Consider the following 15,826-nt stretch of genomic DNA (forward strand, 5'->3'; position numbering starts at 1 on the left):
TTATTCCCCCACCATTTCAGTGTTTGCCGCACCCGGCGGTACCATCGGGTACACTTTTTCTTCTGCATCAATACGTACGTGGATCAGCGCAGGTCCTGGACGATTAATTATCTCCTGCAGCGCCGCCTGTGGATCCGCTTCATGATTTAAATCGCAGGTTTCGAGACCAAAACCGGCGGCAATCTGCATAAAGTTAATCATCCCCGGATAGGTCGCAGCAAATACGCCTTGTTTATAGAACAGGCTCTGCTGCTGATACACCAGACCCAGCGCTTCGTTATTCATCAGGATGATTTTAATATCCAGCTGATTTTCACTGGCAGTCGCCATTTCCTGAATATTCATCATCAGGCTGCCGTCACCGGAGAAGCACAGCACTTTCTTGTCCGGGTTCGCCAGCGCCGCGCCAATCGCTGCGGGCAGACCGAAGCCCATGGTCCCCAGACCACCAGACGTCAGCCACTGACGTGGGCGATTCAGCGGGTAGGCCTGCGCCGCCCACATCTGATGCTGGCCCACGTCGGTAGTGATGATGGCGCTATCGTCTACGCAAGCCGCAACGGCGTTAATCAGCCCATAATGGCTGAGCGGATCGCTTTCCTGTGGAATGGTACATGGAAATTCACGCTGCAAATCCGCCACCATGTGATGCCACGCGTCGCGCGACTGCGCCTCAATTAATGGGATCAGCTGTTCCAGCACCTCATTCACATCCGCCTGAATGGCTACGTGCGGCTGTTTGATTTTACCCAGCTCGGCACGATCGATATCCACGTGGATAATCTTTGCATTCGGGCAGAACTGCTCGGTTTTACCAATCGCCCGGTCATCAAAACGTGCGCCAAGAACAATTAATAAATCAGCTTCTTGCAGAATAAAGTTGGTGCTGCGTGCGCCGTGCATGCCCAGCATACCTAACGACAGCGGATGCGCTTTTGGCAACATGCCCAGCGCCATTAAGGTCATGGTTGTGGGCAGCATCGCTTTTTCCGCCAGCTCACGTACGCGCTCAGGTGCGTTAATCACGCCGCCGCCGAGATACAACACCGGACGTTGTGCCGCATTGATCATGGCGGCAGCATCGCGAACGCTGTCCGCGCTAAAGGTTGGCGCAGGGGCTTTTTCTGCAGGCTCCGGCATCTCTTCAATGTCAAATACGGCTGTTTGAATGTCCTTAGGTATGTCTATCCACACCGGGCCTGGGCGTCCTGACTGCGCAATGCGGAAGGCATCGCTCATGACCTGCGGTAATTCATTGATATGGCGAACCAGATAATTGTGTTTGGTGATGGGGATAGAGATGCCGTAGGTGTCAACTTCCTGGAAGGCGTCAGTGCCGATCATAGAGGCCGGAACCTGCCCGGTGATACACACCAACGGAATAGAGTCCAGGCGCGCATCGGCGATAGCAGTAACCAGGTTAGTTGCCCCCGGCCCGCTACAGGCCATACACACCGCAGGTTTACCCTCGGTTCGTGCCATCCCCTGGGCGATAAACCCCGCACCCTGTTCGTGGCGCGCCAGGATATGACGGATTTGCGTGCTTTGGCTTAAGGCGTCGTAGACGGGGAGAATTGAGCCGCCAGGAATACCGGTGACGACTTTAATTCCCTGACGTTCCAGGAAATGAACGATGAATTCTGCGCCCGTAAAGCGCGTACGCTTGGATGTGATGCCCGAACTTGCCATGCTCCAGTCCTTTTATTCTGGGCCTTTGCTCCGGGCAGGTCTCTTATACGAAAAACCCCGCCCGGTTTGCGCCGGCGGGGTTTTGGAATCGTGTGTTGTTCCGGACCCTACGGCGCATTGCCGACGACCACCACCACACGCACGACGACCGCTGCGCGAGATGGCGCAGTTTTTAGTAGGGTCGCAGTCAGCATGGAAGGGTTCATTAGGGACCTTGTCTGTTTGTTGGTTAACAGGATTTATACAAACACAGGTTTTTCAGCGTGACAATGGAAAATTTTTCATCTGCGCAAAAATGCGTCAAAGATCACGTTTAGCTGTACGCAATGTAAAAACAAAAAACCCCGCCGGGGCGAGGTTTTTTTCAGGGTTTGCGGCTGGTAACCGCAGAACACACTGTGTTACGTCAACGCAAGAAGTATACGCGATCGGCAACGAACGCGCAATTTAAGGTACGGATTTTGACGTTTCTGAGTATGGATCGCTTTGCGGATTTTGTCCATAAAATACTGTTCATACATACAGTATTTATCTATACTGTGAATGTTCGCAGTGCGCGAGGGGGCCGCTGTTTTACCGGCGCAACAAAGTCCTGGCTGAAACGGGTGGTGCCGTCAGCGCCTTAACCCCCGAAGTGAGCACACTGTGTTACGTCAACAAAGGTGCTGGCAACAGGCAGCGGCGAGGTACGCCAGCACCGTGCTCCTTGTACCAAAAGGAGAGCGTATGAGCCTCGTGGATATCGCTATTCTTATCCTCAAACTCATCGTTGCAGCACTGCAACTGCTTGATGCTGTTCTGAAGTATATAAAATAGTTCAGATTCAAGTCGCACTTAAGGGGAGCGGGTTATCACCTGCTCCCCTTTCACCTTCTCCCAGGTGCTTGTGTCGAGCCAATATGTTACGTTTTTATGACATTCTCAGGGAAGAATACCGCTATGACTCTTTCTGTTTTCTGCATTTTACTGTTCGCCGCGCTGCTTCATGCCAGCTGGAACGCCATTGTTAAAGCAGGAAATGACAAACTGTACTCGGCTATCAGCGTGAGCGGCTCGGCTGCGATTATGGCTCTGATTCTCTTACCCTTCGCCCCCCAACCCTCTGCCGCCAGCCTGCCATTTTTGGCGATTTCAACCGCATTACAGGTGGTGTACACCGTTCTGGTTGCCAAAACCTATCAGGTTTCGGACATGAGCCAGACCTATCCCATCATGCGCGGCACCGCCCCATTGTTGGTCGCTATCATCAGCGTCCTGTTTCTCGGCGATAGTCTGTCAATGCTGGCCTGGGTGGGGATTGCCACAATCTGCCTGGCGATCCTCGGCATGGCATTTAACGGACGCAGCAGTTCACAACGAGGGATCGTTCTGGCGCTCATCAATGCCTGTTTTATTGCCGGCTATACGCTGGTTGATGGCACCGGTGTTCGGCTTTCAGAGACTGCTCTGGGCTACACGCTCTGGACCTTCTTCCTGAACGGCTCCTGCTTGTTGAGCTGGGCGATGATTGCCAGACGCCGCGAAGCCTCCCGCTATCTGGCGCACCAGTGGAAGAAAGGTATTCTTGGTGGTATTGGCACCATGGGCTCTTACGGGCTGGCACTATGGGCGATGACTCAGGCCCCGTTGGCGGTGGTAGCCGCACTGCGTGAAACATCCATTCTATTTGGCGCGCTGCTCGCCTGGTTGCTGCTAAAAGAGAAAGTCGCCGGAGTACGCCTTATCGCTGCCGGAGGTATTGCCGCCGGCGCAGTATTGCTACGTTTGTCATAATCGCGCTGTCGACCTGATGCAATCCGGCAACATTTGTTGCCGCTATTTGTTTACATTTCCTGCCGTTCATCGTTGGAACATTCCAGCCCACTATCTGGCCTTCTTTTTCTGTTGTGGTAGATTCCACGCGCATTTATGGGAAAGTGCAGCACCTTATTCTTATTTTTTCTTCATTTGAAAAGTAATCAGCGAAATGAAAAGGCATAGAAGCGTCAATTTGTTGTTGATGTTGGTATTACTGGTGGCGGTGGGTCAGATGGCGCAAACCATTTATATCCCTGCGATTGCTGATATGGCGCGTGAACTGAACGTTCGCGAAGGCGCGGTGCAAAGCGTAATGGCTGCCTACCTGCTGACCTACGGCGTGTCACAACTGTTTTACGGCCCGCTTTCCGACCGCGTAGGTCGTCGCCCGGTGATCCTCGCCGGGATGTCTATTTTTATGCTGGCTACGCTGGTCGCCATTACTACCCATAGTCTGACAGTATTGATCATCGCCAGTGCCATCCAGGGGATGGGCACGGGCGTTGGCGGTGTGATGGCGCGAACCCTACCGCGAGACCTGTATGAAGGTACTCAGCTTCGTCACGCGAATAGTTTGTTAAATATGGGTATCCTGGTCAGCCCGTTGCTGGCACCGCTGATTGGCGGCATGCTGGATACGCTGTGGAACTGGCGCGCTTGCTATATTTTTCTGCTGATTCTATGTGCGGGCGTCACATTTAGCATGGCGCGCTGGATGCCGGAAACTCGGCCTGCTGGCGCGCCACGTCCACGGCTTATTGCCAGCTACAAAACCCTGTTTGGCAACGGCGCATTCACCTGTTACGTGCTGATGTTGATCGGCGGCCTGGCAGGCGTTGCCGTCTTCGAAGCCTGCTCTGGGGTATTGATGGGCGCGGTGCTGGGTTTAAGCAGCATGGCGGTCAGTATCCTGTTTATTCTGCCTATTCCGGCGGCGTTTTTCGGCGCATGGTTCGCCGGTCGCCCTAACAAGCGATTTTCAACGCTAATGTGGCAGTCGGTTACCTGCTGTCTGGTTGCCGGGTTGATGATGTGGATCCCAGGTTTGTTTGATGTGATGAACGTCTGGACACTGCTGGTTCCTGCCGCGTTGTTCTTCTTCGGTGCGGGGATGTTGTTCCCACTGGCAACCAGCGGCGCAATGGAACCTTTCCCGTTCCTGGCAGGTACTGCCGGCGCGCTGGTTGGTGGCTTACAGAACATTGGCTCTGGCGTGCTGGCGTGGCTCTCCGCGATGCTACCGCAGACCGGACAAGCCAGCCTCGGGCTGCTGATGACCCTTATGGGGCTGCTGATTTTTGTGTGCTGGCTGCCGCTGGCGTCACGCGTGTCGCATCAGGGACAGGCGGTTTAAGCGCATGATGGCCCGGCTTATCGCCGGGCTTTTCACATTCAGGCGCAATCATCGTATTAATCAACGGCTCCAGTGCGGGACGCCAGGCACCTTCTTCACCATCATAAAACTGCGTATCAGCATTGATTGCATAGGGGATTTTTGCCTTGCGCAGTTCACATGCCATAAACCGTGCAAATGCAGTTTGCGCGGCAGAAGGCGCATTTTTGATGGTTTCTCCCGGTGACCACCCCCCTACCCAACTGACGTGACCCGTTTTCTGTTGCCAGTGAATGGCAGTATTAATACGGGCGCGAATGGCAGCTTTTTCTGCCGCAGTCCCCGACGTCCAGGGGTACTTACCGTTATTTTTTAGCGGCCCCCACGGGAAGATATGCCATTCAGCCAGAACGGTATTCTGGCTTTGCGGCGGTAATTTCAGATTAGGCAAATCTTCCGGTGCCGCGCGCAGGCGCGGCGCAATGAAAATCATCCGCTGCGGGTCGATGGCATGGATAGTACGAATGGTTTTGTCATACACCCGATTGAGCGAAGTCTGATTGTGATTAAGCTTATCGGCAGGCTCATAAATCAGGTCAAAGCCCAGCAACGGCGAGCTTTGACCAAAGTAATGCGCCACCGCCACCCACCAGTTAACCACCTCTTTTTCGTTGCCGCTATTGGGGTCTTTTTTATATTCATCAGCCTGATAAGCAATAATCGGGATCACGCCGTATTGCTCGCAAGCCTCTACCAGCTTGCGCAAATGGATGAGTCTGGCTTCTGTTGGCTCACCCGCCACACGAATACGCACATGAGAGATCCCCTTCGCCTTGAAATCCCGTACCACCAGCGGATCGAACTCGCGGATACCGCGATCGGTGCGAGCCCAATCTACGTCCATTCCAACCCCAAGCTGCTGTGCATACAACGCCGCCGTCAGCGCAGGGGGCGCGGCATACACGGCGGCACTGGCTAACAGTAAGAGGGAAACAATCGGCTTTAACACGGTCGTCCTTACGCAAATCATCAGGTGTGATATCACGTATTTAGCATGATTTTTGATACCTGGTGTAGAGAGAAAGCGTAAAAAATATTCGCGGCCCGCTTATTTAACCTGCTCCTGCAGCCAGCCAATAAATGCCTCGATTTTTGGCCACTGCCTGCCGGGTAACGTGGTGACGTAATAGTGTTGATGGCATTTCAGCGCCATATCACCGAAAGGCGCGACCAGTTCCCCGCTGTCGAGGCGCTTTTGTACCAGTCTCTTTCGTCCCATCGCTACGCCGATATGGTTCATCGCCGCAATGACCGCTAAATCAGAACGATCGAAGCCGATACCTGATGATGTCGGCAAATTCACGGCAAAATGCTGCGCCCAACTGTGCCATTCATCGGTCCCGGAGTCGTTACTCCATGCCTGTCTATCGTGCAACAACGTGCAGTGCGGCAGATTCACTAACGACCCCGTAAGGTCATAACGACGGGCATAGTCCGGGCTGCATACCGGCAGGATCTCTTCATCCATCAGGAAATGGTGCGTGAGCTGTGCAGAGGGGGCATCGTCAAAATAAATGGCCAGATCAACCCCGGCACGTTGCAAATTGACGTTGTCATTCCCGGTCAGGATTGTCAGGGAAATCGACGGATAGCGACGGGTAAAGTCACCGAGCGCCGGAACCAGCCAGCACTGTGCGATGGAGGGGCGTGAGTACACAGTGAGCGTCCCGGACAGCTCCTGGTTTTTGATATCGAGGATTTCCTGATTCAGCGTATCCAGCGACGATTTCAACGCCCAGAACACCCGTTTACCTTCGTGAGTGAGCTCCACTTTGCGGTGAGAGCGAACAAACAGCTGAATCCCCAACTCTTCTTCAAGCTGATTAATTCGGTGGCTGACGGCGCTGGGGCTTAAGGAAAGTTCGTCTGCCGCCAGCGCAAACGACTGATGTCTGGCCGCCACTTCAAAGGTATACAGTTTTGAGAGTTGCCAACCATTGAGCAGCCGATTTCTGACTTCACGAAGGGGGTCCATATTCACCTCTTTCATCCTGAATCATTCGCCGGAGTGTAAAAAAAATCGCTGTAAAAATCAGCATAAAGATGAATCAAGGTGAACCATATCGCATAAATAATGCGTAATTAGATGTAAATCACTCATTTGATTCAATCTGGCTCATGTGAAAGGGGATTTTTATCGTTTGTCAGACTGTGCCTTATTTTTGTCCAATACCCCTATATTAATCACAGGGCAAGGTGAGTTATGCACTCTCAAATCTGGGTTGTGAGTACGCTGCTGATAAGCATCGTATTAATCGTTTTGACCATCGTGAAGTTCAAATTCCACCCGTTTCTGGCACTGCTGTTAGCCAGCTTCTTCGTGGGTACGATGATGGGCATGGGACCGCTGGATATGGTCAACGCCATTGAGAGTGGCATCGGCGGTACGCTGGGCTTTCTCGCTGCCGTTATCGGTCTTGGTACCATTCTCGGCAAAATGATGGAAGTATCCGGCGCGGCGGAACGCATCGGTCTGACGTTGCAGCGTTGTCGCTGGCTTTCGGCTGACGTCATTATGGTACTGGTCGGGTTGATTTGCGGCATCACACTGTTCGTTGAAGTAGGCGTGGTGTTATTGATTCCGCTGGCATTCTCTATCGCTAAAAAAACCAATACCTCACTGCTGAAACTGGCGATCCCGCTGTGTACTGCGCTGATGGCTGTACATTGCGTGGTACCGCCACATCCTGCCGCCCTGTTCGTGGCCAACAAGCTGGGTGCCGATATTGGTACAGTGATCGTTTACGGTTTACTGGTTGGCTTGATGGCCTCGCTAATCGGCGGACCGCTGTACCTGAAATTCCTCGGCAACCGTCTGCCGTTTAAACCGGTTCCGGCTGAGTTTTCCGACCTGAAGGTTCGCGACGAAGGTACACTGCCATCGCTCGGTGCTACGCTGTTTACCGTGCTGCTGCCGATTGGCCTGATGCTGATGAAGACCGTCGCTGAGCTGAATATGGCGAAAGGCAGCGCGGTTTATACGCTGCTGGAGTTTATTGGTAACCCAATCACCGCGATGTTTATCGCCGTTTTCGTGGCCTATTACATCCTCGGTTTGCGTCAGCATATCGGCATGGGCGCGCTACTGACGCATACCGAAAATGGTTTTGGCTCCATAGCCAATATTCTGCTGATTATCGGCGCAGGCGGCGCATTCAACGCTATCCTGAAAAGCAGTGGGCTGGCGGATACCCTCGCGCTGATCCTCTCGAATATGCACATGCACCCGATTCTGCTGGCATGGCTGGTAGCACTGATCCTGCATGCTGCAGTGGGTTCAGCCACCGTTGCCATGATGGGTGCGACAGCGATTGTGGCCCCTATGCTACCGCTTTACCCAAACGTCAGCCCGGAGATCATCGCTATTGCCATCGGTTCTGGTGCAATTGGCTGCACAATCGTTACAGATTCCCTCTTCTGGCTGGTGAAGCAGTACTGCGGAGCCACTCTGAATGAGACGTTCAAATACTATACGACCGCGACATTTATCGCGTCCGTTATTGCACTGGCGTGCACATTCCTGCTTTCCTTTATTATCTAAGCGCAACGAGACTGACTATGGAAAACATTCAAACACTTATCGCCCAGTATCCTTTAGTGGAAGATCTGGTCGCTCTCAAGGAAACGACCTGGTTTAACCCTGGCACCACCTCTCTTGCGGAAGGTTTACCGTATGTTGGCCTGACTGAGCACGACGTTCAGGACGCCCACGCCCGTCTGACGCGCTTCGCGCCGTACCTGGCAAAAGCCTTCCCGGAAACGGCGGCGACCGGCGGCATTATCGAGTCTGAGCTGGCCGCCATTCCCGCCATGCAGAAGCGGCTGGAAAAAGAGTACGGACAGCCTATCAACGGCGAAATTCTGCTGAAGAAAGACAGCCACCTGCCAATTTCTGGCTCAATCAAAGCCCGTGGCGGTATTTATGAAGTGCTGACACACGCCGAAAAACTGGCACTGCAAGCAGGTCTGCTGACGACAAATGATGATTACAGCATGCTGCTTTCGCCCGAGTTCAAACAGTTCTTTAGCCAGTACAGCATCGCGGTAGGTTCAACCGGCAACCTGGGGATGTCTATCGGCATCATGAGCGCCCGCATCGGCTTTAAGGTGACGGTACACATGTCTGCGGACGCCCGCGCATGGAAAAAGGCTAAGCTGCGCAGCCACGGCGTTACCGTTGTGGAGTACGAAGAAGATTACGGTGTGGCAGTTGAACAAGGTCGTAAGGCGGCAGAGTCCGATCCGAACTGTTTCTTTATCGACGATGAAAACTCTCGCACGCTGTTTTTAGGTTATGCGGTTGCCGGACAGCGCCTGAAGGCCCAGTTTGCCCAGCAGGGACGTGTGGTAGATGCTGACCATCCACTGTTTGTTTACTTGCCGTGCGGTGTGGGTGGTGGCCCTGGCGGGGTGGCATTTGGTCTGAAGCTGGCATTCGGTGACAACGTTCATTGCTTCTTCGCAGAGCCGACTCATTCACCGTGCATGCTGTTGGGGATTTACACCGGACTGCACGACACGATTTCCGTGCAGGATATCGGCATCGACAACCTGACGGCGGCAGATGGGCTGGCAGTCGGTCGCGCATCGGGATTTGTAGGCCGGGCGATGGAACGTCTGCTCGACGGTCTGTACACGCTGGAAGACCAGACCATGTATGACATGCTGGGCTGGCTGGCGCAGGAAGAAGATATTCGTCTTGAGCCGTCAGCACTGGCTGGCATGGCTGGCCCGCAGCACGTTTGTGCCTCCGCGGATTACCAGCAGATGCATGGATTCAGTGCCGAACAGCTCAAAAACGCCACTCATCTGGTATGGGCGACCGGCGGCGGTATGGTTCCTGAGGCCGAAATGGCGCAATACCTGGCAAAAGGACGCTAACCCCCGCTGATCTCAACGCAGCATCGCCATCAGCTCCATCGGTGAGCGATGCTGTTTAATCAGATCGCGCATGACGCGCATATGGGGTGATGAGTGTTCAAAGAAGGCCTGATATCCCGCACACAGCACGTTTTCCCCGTGAATATCCCCATGCACCGGGCAATCACCACGGTAAAATTGCGATAAGGAACATGACCGGCAACGCGCGCTCTGCGGTGAGGTCAATTGCCGTTCAATTTGCACCGCCAGACCGCACCATCGACGCAGCGTTTTATCAAAAAGCTGAATAGATACCCGATTAATATCTTCACGAACCCAGATATCAAATATCGTATTTAAAAACTGCCCCCACCCTTCTGGTGTGACAGATTCAGCCGTCAGGTTGCCTGCTTCATCGCGCTTAATCAGCGGGATAAACTGTACGAGGCGAACATCTCCTTGTCGTAAATCACGGTACAGTTCAATAGGTTGTAAACTCTTCTGGTGATCAATCACCACCTTTAAAATACCCTCACTAACATCCATGTCCTCACATACTGTCATGCAAAATTCCCGATATATACGATAAGTTGGCGAACGTGTGTTACAGCAAACAGTATTGCAAGGGATAACACCGCGAGGGAGATCATAAATTTGTCACGCACCGCGCGAGATTCAGAAAAATCGCTATGCGTAACATCCATCAGGTTACGGCTGCGGGTGTAGCGCCAGAGAATAATCGCCACAATTGCCAGCACAGCTATCGAAACCCAGAATAACGCTCCCGCCTGATGCCAGTTATGCTTAATCGCCAGCGCCATCAGTGCACCATAGCCTAGCAACGTACGAAACCAGGCCAGCGATGTCCGTTCCGGTTGTAGACCAGGATCGGACTGGCGACGAGCCTTACGACTATCCGGCATACAGCACCAGCGCCATAACAATCACCGCCACAAGCGTCAACATAACGCTGATAATCAGCAGGCTGTTGGTGTACGGCATATCCTCTTTCAGACGCATCGCCTTTTCATTTCGCAACCAGCGCAGATAACCGTAGATCGCCAGCCCCCCAGCAAACAGACACAGCAACAAAGCAAGTGCCTCACGGATGACCGGCGTAGCAAAGTCCGGGGCCAGTTGATCAAGACCAACGCCCGCCGCCAGAAAACCCAGCGCAGTGCGGATCCACGCCAGAAACGTACGCTCATTAGCCAGTGAGAAGCGGTAATCCGGCGCTTCCCCAAGGCGGGAAATCTTCATGACGACTCCTTCAATATTGTAGTCTGGTCGTTATACCGGAACAGTGAAGGAGTATGAACCTGATTCGCAAACGAAAGGGAGCGTAATGTGATGAGACAATGGAAAAGAGAGATGTGCTTTGTAATGCCGGATGGCGACTGGCGTCTTATCCGGCCTACAGTGAACGATGTAGGTCGGATAAGCGCAGCGCATCAGGCATTCCTGGATATGCTGGCTGGATAGGTCAGTTTTAACCTAATCCCCAGAAGAGCACCGCCAGCAGTTGCGGAGTAATAATGCGCAGGAACATCACCAACGGGTAAACGGTGGCGTAGGAGAGAGCGGCTGCGCCACTGGTGGCGTGCAGGTTGTTAGCGAATGCCAGCGCAGGAGGGTCCGTCATCGACCCTGCCAGCATACCGCACAGCGTCAGATAGTTCATTTTGGCAAAGATACGTGCCAGTAAACCGACAGTAATCAGCGGAATGGCGGTAATGAAAATACCGTAGCCCACCCAGCTCAGACCGTCGCCCTGCGTCAGCGTATTCACAAAATCGCCGCCGGATTTCAGCCCAACCACCGCGAGAAAGAGCACAATACCTAGCTCACGCAACGCCAGGTTCGCGCTGGGAGGCATAAACCAGTACAGCTTACCGATACTGCCAATACGCCCCAAAATCAACGCCATAATCAGTGGTCCACCGGCCAACCCCAGTTTTAATGCCACCGGGAAACCGGGGATAAACAGCGGGATTGAACCCAACAAAACCCCAAGCCCGATCCCGATAAACACCGGCAACATCTGCACCTGCTGCAGTTTTTGCTGTGCGTTACCCACAACATTGGCAACGGCATCAATCGACGAAGGTCGCCCCACCAGATTCAGGATATCGCCAAATTGCAGGCTGGCATCGCTGCTGGCGACCAGTTCAACGCCCGCGCGGTTCAGACGGGAAATCACCACGTCGTAACGTTCTTTAAAGTGCAGGTCGCGGATCCGCTTGCCAAGCACCTGTTCGTTGGTCACAACGACACGTTCAACGCGCAAATCCGTGCCCCGCGTTGACAGTGAAGTGTCCACTTCCTGCCCAATCACCACCTTCGCATTATGCAGATCGCCTGGCTGTCCGACCAGGTGGAGCAGATCGCCCATCTGGATAATCGTCCCCGGCGACGGCACCATTAACGTTTCATCTCGCTTCAGGCGTGAACAGATGATTTTGTCGCTGTTCAGAATGGGAACATCCTGAATCGCCATGTTATTGAGGTTCGGGTTTTCCACACGAATGTTCATCGTCTGAATCAGCGTATGACCGTTGGTCAGCGTTGATTCATGCTGCTGAGCCTCGGACTCCACGTTCACGCGGAAAATGAGGCGCATCAGCCACATCGTGAGCAAAATACCGCAAATACCGAAAGGATAAGCCATGGCATAGCTCATCCCCATCTGATCGACCACATCCCCCGGCGTACCCAGATCGCGCAGAATTTGCTGCCCGGCACCCAGTGCGGGCGTATTGGTGACCGCGCCGGAGAAGATCCCCAGCACCACGGGCAGCGGAATCGCGAAGATCTTATGCAGAAGCGCGGTGACCAGCCCCCCGATAATTACGATCAGCACTGCAAACAGGTTCAGACGCAGTCCCGAAACACGCAGTGAAGCAAAGAAACCCGGCCCTACCTGGATGCCGATGGTATAGACGAAGAGTATCAGGCCAAATTCCTGAATAAAATGCAGCATATCGCCGCTCAGGGTCATCCCTGCCTGATCGACAAAGTGTCCGACGATAATACCGCCAAACAGCACGCCTCCGATGCCAAAACCAACGCCCCGTACTTTAATGTTGCCGATCCATAACCCGACAACCGCCACCAATGCCAGAACGCTGACCGTCAATGCTATATCACTCATTCTTCTGTTCCCTGTGAATAACATCATTAAGTAAATGGATTCTCGCAGAGTACAGGCGCAATGTATGGGTGGTAAAGCACAAAAAAGCCCCGTCATTTCTGGCGGGGCAAAGGCTTGGAGCTATTTAGCTATTTAGCTATTTAATGCGGGACGTTCGCTGATGGCGATACGTTGTGGAGCAATGGTTTCAGGCTCATTACGGGTCAAATCAATATGCAGCAAGCCATTGGTGAAGCTTGCGCCGGAGACTTCCATATTTTCAGCCAGCGTAAAGCTCAGGCTGAATGATTGAGTGACCAGCCCCTGATGCAACCATTTGGTCTCTTTTTCCGGCTGCTGCGGCGTACCTTTTACAGTCAGACGAGTGCCTTCCAGTTGAATATCCAAATCTTCCTGGCGGAAACCGGCTAACGCAAGGGTAATGCGGTAGTGGTTATCATCGCTCTTTTCGATGTTATAGGGTGGGAAGCTTTGGCTTTCACCGGCGTTTTGTAATGCATTGGCCAGTTTGTCAAAACCGATCCATTGACGCAGCAGTGGGGATAAATCGTAGTTACGCATAATATTCTCCTTCTAAGAAGCGAGTAAGTACCTTTCGGCTCCCTGACGGCAAGCCTGTGCTTAGCGGGGCCGCGCAAGCGGCCCGACAGATAAATTAGTTGATTTCGATGCGGCGCGGTTTGTTCGCTTCAGGAATCACGCGCTCAAGCTCGATATACAGCAGACCGTTTACCAGGTTTGCGCCGCGAACGTGGATGTTCTCCGCTAACTGGAACTTGCGTTCGAAATTGCGTTCGGCAATACCCTGGTACAGGTAAGTACGTTCTTTTTGCTCGTCCGCATGCGCGCCTTTCACCACCAGCAAATTATCCTGAGCGGTAATTTCCAGCTCGCTTTCAGCAAAGCCCGCAACGGCAATTGCAATGCGGTAATGGTTTTCGTCTACCAGCTCAACGTTGTACGGAGGGTAGCCACCATTGCTTTGGCCCTGGTTGTTTTCCAACAGGTTAAACAGACGATCAAATCCAATAGCAGAACGGTATAGCGGGGATAAATCAAAGTTACGCATAATCAATAGCTCCTGAAATCAGCGAGAATGTTGGACCTTCCATCTTGGACAGGTCAGGTAGCCAGGACACCCATCAGGCATGCCCTTCATTTGTCTACACCCTAAAAATGGGTCTTAATACAAACTTTTCAAGCGTACTCCTCTGACTTTTTTTGCAGTTTGTTGTCTATTGCATACACTGGGGGGAGCAGTCGTTATCGTTAAATCGCGATTGCCGCCACAGAGCGACAAGATGGTGATGTTATTTTCGCAACGGATCGCTTTAACTCACCATGCAAACACGATGATTAGCAGATGAAATAATGATGATAAAAAAAATGGTGTTAACACTGATGATGTGCAGCGGGATGGTTTTTATAAGCGGCTGCTCCAGCGTGATGTCACATACCGGAGGGAAAGAAGGGACCTATCCAGGCACCCGTGCCAGTGCCACAATGATTGGCGATAGCGATACGAACTGGGGAACAAAGTCGTTGGCTATTCTGGATATGCCTTTTACTGCGGTTCTGGATACGGTACTGCTCCCGTGGGATCTCTTTCGCAAGGATAACTCGGTCCGATCCCGCGTAGAAAAGAGCGAGGAGAAAACGCAAGCCACCAACGCCGTTATCCCCCCAGCTCAAATGCCTGCGCCTTAAGTTAACGTCCGGTTTCTGTCACCCATAGCTGGCGGAAACCGTCGACGTCTTCCATCCAGGCAACCTGTCGGCCATCAGGAGAGAAGACAATCGCATCTGCTGAAGGTGGGTTGCCATGGCTGGTCGTTAAAAATTCAATCTCTCCCGTCTGCGCATCGCAGCAGGCAATTCGGTTTTCCAGCACAAATCCCAACCATCGCCCCGACGGATGCCAGTTGAATGCCGACTGAATATCCGTGGCGCTACGGGTTAGTTGACGCGGCTCCCCCCCTTGCACGGTAATGAGCCATAACTGCACGATACCGTTGTCATCGCGCATCAGAAACGCAATTTCGGATGCCTTTGGATTGCTGCGTACCCAATGGCGCGGTTGATTCACCAGCCCCGGGAAGGCGCGATCGTGAGTAAACGTCAGGCGTCGTTGAACGATGCCGGCTGGTGGCGCAGGCATTGTTGCTTCCGTTCCCTCCAGAGGCGCATCGCCAGGCTGTTTCCAGCCACTTTCATGGCGTGGCAAATCAACGATAAACAGTTCCGGTACTTTTTCGCCACTGACAGACAACGTATCGCCGATAAAGGCCAGCGTATGATTTCCTACCCAACCCTCTTCATAAGCCCGGTTAATCTCATCGCTGCCCGGTTTGGGTTCCGGTGTAGTCTGACTGACCAGCACACACCAGTGGCTACCGCTGTACTCACGCGGATGATCTGCTGACACAGTCACCGGGCCATAGGGAACAGCCACGCCAACGTTACGTAAATCCAGTGTCGGAGAACGCTCATGCAGCACATGGTCGTTGTAGGTGAAGCTAACAAACTCACCGTTCGGACTAAAGACATGCACATGACTACCGCCACGCAGCGCGCCTGGGGTATATGGCGCGGTAATATCCATCGCATCCAGATTCGCCACTGCGGTCTGGGTTGCAATCACACCACGGCGATGATGAAAGTCGTAATGCCATGTTTCATCTGGGTTTTCTGGCCCATGAATAAAGACATACTGCTCAGACTTAGGATGAACGGTCACCACGCCGACATGTGCGCCTTGTGTAGCACGGTAAATGACGTCAACCTCACCATCCTGCACATTCACTCGCTCAATGGTTTCACCCGTAAATGACGCGCCGGAAGGACGCACATCATAGACCAGCCACTGGCTGTCCGGTGTCCAGGTGTTGATATTGGTAAGCTGATGATTACGCGCTGCAAAGGTGATTTGTTTCATG

Annotated in this window: 17 protein-coding genes and 1 other annotated feature; of the genes, 6 read left to right on the forward strand and 11 right to left on the reverse strand. The window is 53.1% G+C overall.

Features of this window, described 5'->3' with window-relative positions; genetic code table 11:
- Positions 1–1,689 carry an acetolactate synthase large subunit gene (gene ilvB / locus NNO02_RS06990; protein ID WP_202037356.1) on the reverse strand — a complete coding sequence of 563 codons (1,689 nt, stop codon included), beginning with the start codon at positions 1,687–1,689 and terminating at the stop codon, positions 1–3.
- Between the two features lie 107 nt (positions 1,690–1,796).
- A complete protein-coding gene (gene ivbL / locus NNO02_RS06995) occupies positions 1,797–1,895 on the reverse strand; it encodes an ilvB operon leader peptide IvbL (RefSeq protein ID WP_003827118.1) in 99 nt (32 codons plus the stop codon).
- A 520-nt stretch (positions 1,896–2,415) separates the two neighbouring features.
- On the opposite strand from ivbL, the gene tisB reads away from it, so the two are divergent.
- The 3 genes from tisB (at position 2,416) to emrD (ending at position 4,840) form a co-directional block, all read left to right on the forward strand.
- Positions 2,416–2,505 carry a type I toxin-antitoxin system toxin TisB gene (tisB, locus tag NNO02_RS07000; RefSeq protein ID WP_003840643.1) on the forward strand — a complete coding sequence of 30 codons (90 nt, stop codon included), beginning with the start codon at positions 2,416–2,418 and terminating at the stop codon, positions 2,503–2,505.
- 123 nt (positions 2,506–2,628) lie between these two features.
- Positions 2,629–3,462, forward strand: coding sequence for a DMT family transporter (locus tag NNO02_RS07005; protein ID WP_271454479.1), 834 nt, complete (start codon positions 2,629–2,631; stop codon positions 3,460–3,462).
- A 193-nt stretch (positions 3,463–3,655) separates the two neighbouring features.
- Positions 3,656–4,840 (forward strand): multidrug efflux MFS transporter EmrD, encoded by a 1,185-nt coding sequence (gene emrD, locus NNO02_RS07010; RefSeq protein WP_271441427.1) that lies wholly within the window; start codon positions 3,656–3,658, stop codon positions 4,838–4,840.
- On the opposite strand, the gene NNO02_RS07015 is transcribed toward emrD, so the two are convergent.
- Both NNO02_RS07015 and dsdC read right to left on the reverse strand, forming a co-directional pair.
- Positions 4,767–5,849 (reverse strand): cellulase family glycosylhydrolase, encoded by a 1,083-nt coding sequence (locus tag NNO02_RS07015; protein WP_271454480.1) that lies wholly within the window; start codon positions 5,847–5,849, stop codon positions 4,767–4,769. The genes emrD and NNO02_RS07015 overlap by 74 nt on opposite strands.
- Positions 5,850–5,927: 78 nt before the next feature.
- Positions 5,928–6,854 (reverse strand): DNA-binding transcriptional regulator DsdC, encoded by a 927-nt coding sequence (gene dsdC, locus NNO02_RS07020; protein WP_271454488.1) that lies wholly within the window; start codon positions 6,852–6,854, stop codon positions 5,928–5,930.
- A 228-nt stretch (positions 6,855–7,082) separates the two neighbouring features.
- Here dsdC and dsdX point away from each other — a divergent pair, with 228 nt between their 5' ends.
- Together dsdX and dsdA are read left to right on the forward strand one after the other, a co-directional pair.
- Entirely contained in the window at positions 7,083–8,420 is a 1,338-nt protein-coding gene (gene dsdX, locus NNO02_RS07025; RefSeq protein ID WP_271454481.1) for a D-serine transporter DsdX, read from the forward strand.
- Between the two features lie 17 nt (positions 8,421–8,437).
- On the forward strand, positions 8,438–9,760 hold the full coding sequence (dsdA, locus tag NNO02_RS07030) for a D-serine ammonia-lyase (RefSeq protein ID WP_271454482.1): 1,323 nt from the start codon (positions 8,438–8,440) through the stop codon (positions 9,758–9,760).
- Positions 9,761–9,772: 12 nt separating this feature from the next.
- On the opposite strand, the gene NNO02_RS07035 is transcribed toward dsdA, so the two are convergent.
- The 6 genes from NNO02_RS07035 to ibpA form a co-directional block, all read right to left on the reverse strand.
- Positions 9,773–10,303: a radical SAM protein gene (locus NNO02_RS07035; protein ID WP_271454483.1), complete on the reverse strand. Its 531-nt coding sequence runs from the start codon at positions 10,301–10,303 to the stop codon at positions 9,773–9,775.
- On the reverse strand, positions 10,300–10,662 hold the full coding sequence (locus NNO02_RS07040) for a DUF202 domain-containing protein (RefSeq protein WP_137382181.1): 363 nt from the start codon (positions 10,660–10,662) through the stop codon (positions 10,300–10,302). The genes NNO02_RS07035 and NNO02_RS07040 overlap by 4 nt, the downstream gene beginning before the upstream one ends.
- A complete protein-coding gene (locus tag NNO02_RS07045) occupies positions 10,652–10,999 on the reverse strand; it encodes a YidH family protein (RefSeq protein ID WP_005121491.1) in 348 nt (115 codons plus the stop codon). The genes NNO02_RS07040 and NNO02_RS07045 overlap by 11 nt, the downstream gene beginning before the upstream one ends.
- A 229-nt stretch (positions 11,000–11,228) precedes the next feature.
- A complete protein-coding gene (locus NNO02_RS07050; protein ID WP_137382182.1) occupies positions 11,229–12,890 on the reverse strand; it encodes a putative transporter in 1,662 nt (553 codons plus the stop codon).
- A gap of 132 nt (positions 12,891–13,022) precedes the next feature.
- Positions 13,023–13,451 (reverse strand): small heat shock chaperone IbpB, encoded by a 429-nt coding sequence (gene ibpB / locus NNO02_RS07055; protein ID WP_005121488.1) that lies wholly within the window; start codon positions 13,449–13,451, stop codon positions 13,023–13,025.
- A 94-nt stretch (positions 13,452–13,545) separates the two neighbouring features.
- Complete coding sequence (gene ibpA, locus NNO02_RS07060) at positions 13,546–13,959, reverse strand: small heat shock chaperone IbpA (protein WP_040231504.1); 414 nt, start codon at positions 13,957–13,959, stop codon at positions 13,546–13,548.
- Positions 13,953–14,025, reverse strand: a sequence feature (ROSE (Repression Of Heat Shock gene Expression) occurs in the 5'-region of heat shock genes and acts as an RNA thermometer to modulate expression.). It overlaps the preceding gene by 7 nt.
- A 239-nt stretch (positions 14,026–14,264) precedes the next feature.
- Here ibpA and NNO02_RS07065 point away from each other — a divergent pair.
- Complete coding sequence (locus NNO02_RS07065; RefSeq protein ID WP_170974358.1) at positions 14,265–14,597, forward strand: YceK/YidQ family lipoprotein; 333 nt, start codon at positions 14,265–14,267, stop codon at positions 14,595–14,597.
- 1 nt (position 14,598) lies between these two features.
- Here NNO02_RS07065 and NNO02_RS07070 read toward each other — a convergent pair whose 3' ends face one another.
- On the reverse strand, positions 14,599–15,825 hold the full coding sequence (locus NNO02_RS07070; RefSeq protein WP_271454484.1) for a DUF3748 domain-containing protein: 1,227 nt from the start codon (positions 15,823–15,825) through the stop codon (positions 14,599–14,601).
- Position 15,826: the final 1 nt, after the last annotated feature.

The sequence above is a fragment of the Citrobacter sp. Awk 2 genome (genome assembly GCF_028069815.1).
In the GTDB taxonomy this organism is placed as follows: Bacteria; Pseudomonadota; Gammaproteobacteria; order Enterobacterales; family Enterobacteriaceae; genus Citrobacter.

Bases quoted from the DNA above. Each gene is read 5' to 3' on its own strand.
- ilvB (WP_202037356.1), bottom strand. From the start codon at position 1,689: ATGGCAAGTTCGGGCATCACATCCAAGCGTACGCGCTTTACGGGCGCA.
- ivbL (WP_003827118.1), bottom strand. From the start codon at position 1,895: ATGAACCCTTCCATGCTGACTGCGACCCTACTAAAAACTGCGCCATCT.
- tisB (WP_003840643.1), top strand. From the start codon at position 2,416: ATGAGCCTCGTGGATATCGCTATTCTTATCCTCAAACTCATCGTTGCA.
- NNO02_RS07005 (WP_271454479.1), top strand. From the start codon at position 2,629: ATGACTCTTTCTGTTTTCTGCATTTTACTGTTCGCCGCGCTGCTTCAT.
- emrD (WP_271441427.1), top strand. From the start codon at position 3,656: ATGAAAAGGCATAGAAGCGTCAATTTGTTGTTGATGTTGGTATTACTG.
- NNO02_RS07015 (WP_271454480.1), bottom strand. From the start codon at position 5,849: ATGATTTGCGTAAGGACGACCGTGTTAAAGCCGATTGTTTCCCTCTTA.
- dsdC (WP_271454488.1), bottom strand. From the start codon at position 6,854: ATGGACCCCCTTCGTGAAGTCAGAAATCGGCTGCTCAATGGTTGGCAA.
- dsdX (WP_271454481.1), top strand. From the start codon at position 7,083: ATGCACTCTCAAATCTGGGTTGTGAGTACGCTGCTGATAAGCATCGTA.
- dsdA (WP_271454482.1), top strand. From the start codon at position 8,438: ATGGAAAACATTCAAACACTTATCGCCCAGTATCCTTTAGTGGAAGAT.
- NNO02_RS07035 (WP_271454483.1), bottom strand. From the start codon at position 10,303: ATGACAGTATGTGAGGACATGGATGTTAGTGAGGGTATTTTAAAGGTG.
- NNO02_RS07040 (WP_137382181.1), bottom strand. From the start codon at position 10,662: ATGCCGGATAGTCGTAAGGCTCGTCGCCAGTCCGATCCTGGTCTACAA.
- NNO02_RS07045 (WP_005121491.1), bottom strand. From the start codon at position 10,999: ATGAAGATTTCCCGCCTTGGGGAAGCGCCGGATTACCGCTTCTCACTG.
- NNO02_RS07050 (WP_137382182.1), bottom strand. From the start codon at position 12,890: ATGAGTGATATAGCATTGACGGTCAGCGTTCTGGCATTGGTGGCGGTT.
- ibpB (WP_005121488.1), bottom strand. From the start codon at position 13,451: ATGCGTAACTACGATTTATCCCCACTGCTGCGTCAATGGATCGGTTTT.
- ibpA (WP_040231504.1), bottom strand. From the start codon at position 13,959: ATGCGTAACTTTGATTTATCCCCGCTATACCGTTCTGCTATTGGATTT.
- NNO02_RS07065 (WP_170974358.1), top strand. From the start codon at position 14,265: ATGATAAAAAAAATGGTGTTAACACTGATGATGTGCAGCGGGATGGTT.
- NNO02_RS07070 (WP_271454484.1), bottom strand. From the start codon at position 15,825: ATGAAACAAATCACCTTTGCAGCGCGTAATCATCAGCTTACCAATATC.